Source organism: uncultured Eubacterium sp., from assembly GCF_937958975.1.
Classification (GTDB): domain Bacteria; phylum Bacillota; class Clostridia; order Lachnospirales; family Lachnospiraceae; genus Eubacterium_G.
In genome coordinates, this window is sequence record NZ_CALGRE010000007.1 from 1 (window position 1) to 3,469 (window position 3,469).

At 39.6% G+C, this 3,469-nt stretch carries 1 protein-coding gene and 1 pseudogene; both read left to right on the top strand.

The features are described 5' to 3' along the window. Window positions 1-963 (top strand): annotated as a pseudogene (locus tag Q5O86_RS00930) (hypothetical protein); the annotation flags it as partial. 247 nt (window positions 964-1,210) lie between these two features. Further along, the coding region (locus Q5O86_RS00935) for a carbohydrate binding domain-containing protein (RefSeq protein ID WP_302625279.1) at window positions 1,211-3,469 on the top strand (2,259 nt) is incomplete at its 3' end.

Consider the following 3,469-nt stretch of genomic DNA (forward strand, 5'->3'; position numbering starts at 1 on the left):
ACGACAGCAGCTACATCTGAATTGGTATGGACAGATGCGGTTGCAGACAGTAAGTGGTATACAAATGGAAACTGGGAATATTATTTTGGAGACTGGAATGCATCTCAGGGAAAAGTTGCGGTAGATTCAGAAAATCCAAACAGAGTGGCAATTGTTGCAACAAACAGCTTATGGCATGATGCGTGGGGAACGCAGATAAAATTTGTGGCAGAAGGTCTGACACCGGGAGCTACATATACAATCAGCTATGATATCATTGCGGATAATAATAACGGAAAGATAAAGACAAGCGCCAGTGATGCAGAGATAGCGTTGGTTGCAGGAAAACAGACAGTTTCCAGAACAGATGCAGCAGATGAAAACGGAAAGTTGGAGCTTGCAGTAGGAATGGGCTGGGTAGGTCTGAATAACAAACTGATAATGGAAAATCTTAAGGTAGTAGATGCAGAAGGAAATGAGGTGAATCCGAAACCTGATAAGCCGGATGAGACAACAACACCGTCGAACCCAGTGGAAACAACAACGCCGTCAGACCCAGTGGAAACAACAACACCGTCAGACTCAGATGAGACAACGGCACCATCAAAGCCGGATGAGACGACAACACCGTCAGAACCGAAAACGGACAATCCGACAGTTGCACCAACAGCAGCGCCAAAGAAGGTCAATGTACCGAAGGTAAAAGTAAAATCAGCATCCAAGAAGAAAGCATCAAAGAAAGTAAAAATTTCTCTTAAGAAGGTAAAGGGAGCAAAGAAATATCAGGTACAGATTTCCAAAACAAAGAAATTCAAGAAAGTGCTTGTAAAGAAGACGGTAAAGAAGGCTAAATTTACAATTAAGAGCAAGAAGATTAAGAATAAGAAAAAGTTATATGTAAGAGCTAAGGCTATAAAGATTGTAGGAGGAAAGTCATACAAAGGAAAATGGTCAAGAGCTAAGAAGATTAAAATCAAAAAGTAGCCATATACTCAATCAATGAGGGAGGAACTGCTGAGGGAAACATTTCCGGAAGTGGTTCCTTTTTCAAATGAAGGAAGAAACTTCTCAAAACAACATAAAAAAATGTTACTATCATAAAAAATAACCACCTAAAAGGGAAGGGGATATTGTGGTAAAATAACTTTATCTATAATACCGCATAAATAAATTCAAGGACGGTATTCAAATCATAGTTTCATTAAATAATGAAATACGAAAGGAGATTAATATGAAACTGAACAGAACAATGAAAAGAGCATTGGCATATGTGTGTGCAATCGCGCTGGTTATTAGTTCTATAACTGTCTACAATCAGACGGCAGTAAAGGCTAGTGGAAGCGCTACAGTAGACGGTATTGTATACACAGTTACAGATGGTGATGCTACAATAGTAGGATTTACATGTCAGGGTATTTTTGATAAAGCAAGAATACATTTTGCATGGGGAACAAAGGTAGATGAAAATTCTATTACAGCTACAGTAGATGGAAAAGCAGTTACAGTAGATGGAAAGAATACAAATGGAATGTTTATTCCATTATCAGAAGTAAGTGGCTTGGCAGAGGGAGAATATCAGATTGCCATTAAGGCTACAGCTACAGAAGAAGCAAAAGAAGTTACTGGAAATGCTACGTTAAAGATTCAAGCTGAGGGTGAGACAACAACGAGAGATTCTTCAATTGTTGTATGGAAAGATTTGGGCGAAGGATTTTCATATGATGATAATACAACGGCTACAGTTATAAATATCCAGCAGCCTGGATTTGCAACAGAAAAAGGTATCTATGTAAATGTTCCGGCAGGAATTAACAAAGTAAGTGTTAATGGTGTTTCAGGTGATACAGTAGGAGCTATACAGGGAGCAGGTATTGTTGTTTATCTGTCGGCATTAACATATCAAACGAATAATGTTATAATCGAATACGCAGGAGGAACAGCAACTGTTAACATTAAAAATGCAAACGGAACAGGTGGAGATGCACCTACAGTAGAGACAACAACAGCGGCTCCGATTACAGATGGAGATGAATTGTTAAAGAATACTGCATTTGCAGATAGCTCTAATTGGAATGAATTTGGTTTTACATCAGCAACAAATAATGGAGATGGTTCTCTGACTTTAGCAATTGAAGCAAAAACAGAAGGTGATAATTGGTCATCTCAGTTAGTTCAGAATGGATTATCATTAACAGAAGGTAAATGGTATGTTGCTAAATATACAGTGACATCTGATGTGGATAAAACATTCCAGTTACTTCTTCAGAGTGATGGAGCAGCTGGTGGAGATTGGTCTGTATTTTCAGAAAACCTCACAGAAGTAAAAGCAGGTGAGACAAAAGATGTTGAAATGAAATTCCAGGCATCAAAGACAGGAAATAATAATGTATTGTTTGGTCTTATGATGGGATATGTAAATAATACAGCAAGTGAGGCGGCAAATGTTGTTATAAGCAATGTAAGTCTTAAAGTATATAATAGTGACCCTGCGGGAGATGAGACAACAACACCGGAACCATCAACAGATGAGGAAACGACACCGGAGCCATCAACAGACGAGGAAACAACACCGGAGCCATCGACAGAAGATACAACAACAGCAGCTACATCTGAATTGGTATGGACAGATGCGGTTGCAGACAGTAAGTGGTATACAAATGGAAACTGGGAATATTATTTTGGAGACTGGAATGCATCTCAGGGAAAAGTTGCGGTAGATTCAGAAAATCCAAACAGAGTGGCAATTGTTGCAACAAACAGCTTATGGCATGATGCGTGGGGAACGCAGATAAAATTTGTGGCAGAAGGTCTGACACCGGGAGCTACATATACAATCAGCTATGATATCATTGCGGATAATAATAACGGAAAGATAAAGACAAGCGCCAGTGATGCAGAGATAGCGTTGGTTGCAGGAAAACAGACAGTTTCCAGAACAGATGCAGCAGATGAAAACGGAAAGTTGGAGCTTGCAGTAGGAATGGGCTGGGTAGGTCTGAATAACAAACTGATAATGGAAAATCTTAAGGTAGTAGATGCAGAAGGAAATGAGGTGAATCCGAAACCTGATAAGCCGGATGAGACAACAACACCGTCGAACCCAGTGGAAACAACAACGCCGTCAGACCCAGTGGAAACAACAACACCGTCAGACTCAGATGAGACAACGGCACCATCAAAGCCGGATGAGACGACAACACCGTCAGAACCGAAAACGGACAATCCGACAGTTGCACCAACAGCAGCGCCAAAGAAGGTCAATGTACCGAAGGTAAAAGTAAAATCAGCATCCAAGAAGAAAGCATCAAAGAAAGTAAAAATTTCTCTTAAGAAGGTAAAGGGAGCAAAGAAATATCAGGTACAGATTTCCAAAACAAAGAAATTCAAGAAAGTGCTTGTAAAGAAGACGGTAAAGAAGGCTAAATTTACAATTAAGAGCAAGAAGATTAAGAATAAGAAAAAGTTATATGTGAGAGTTAAGGCTGTTAAG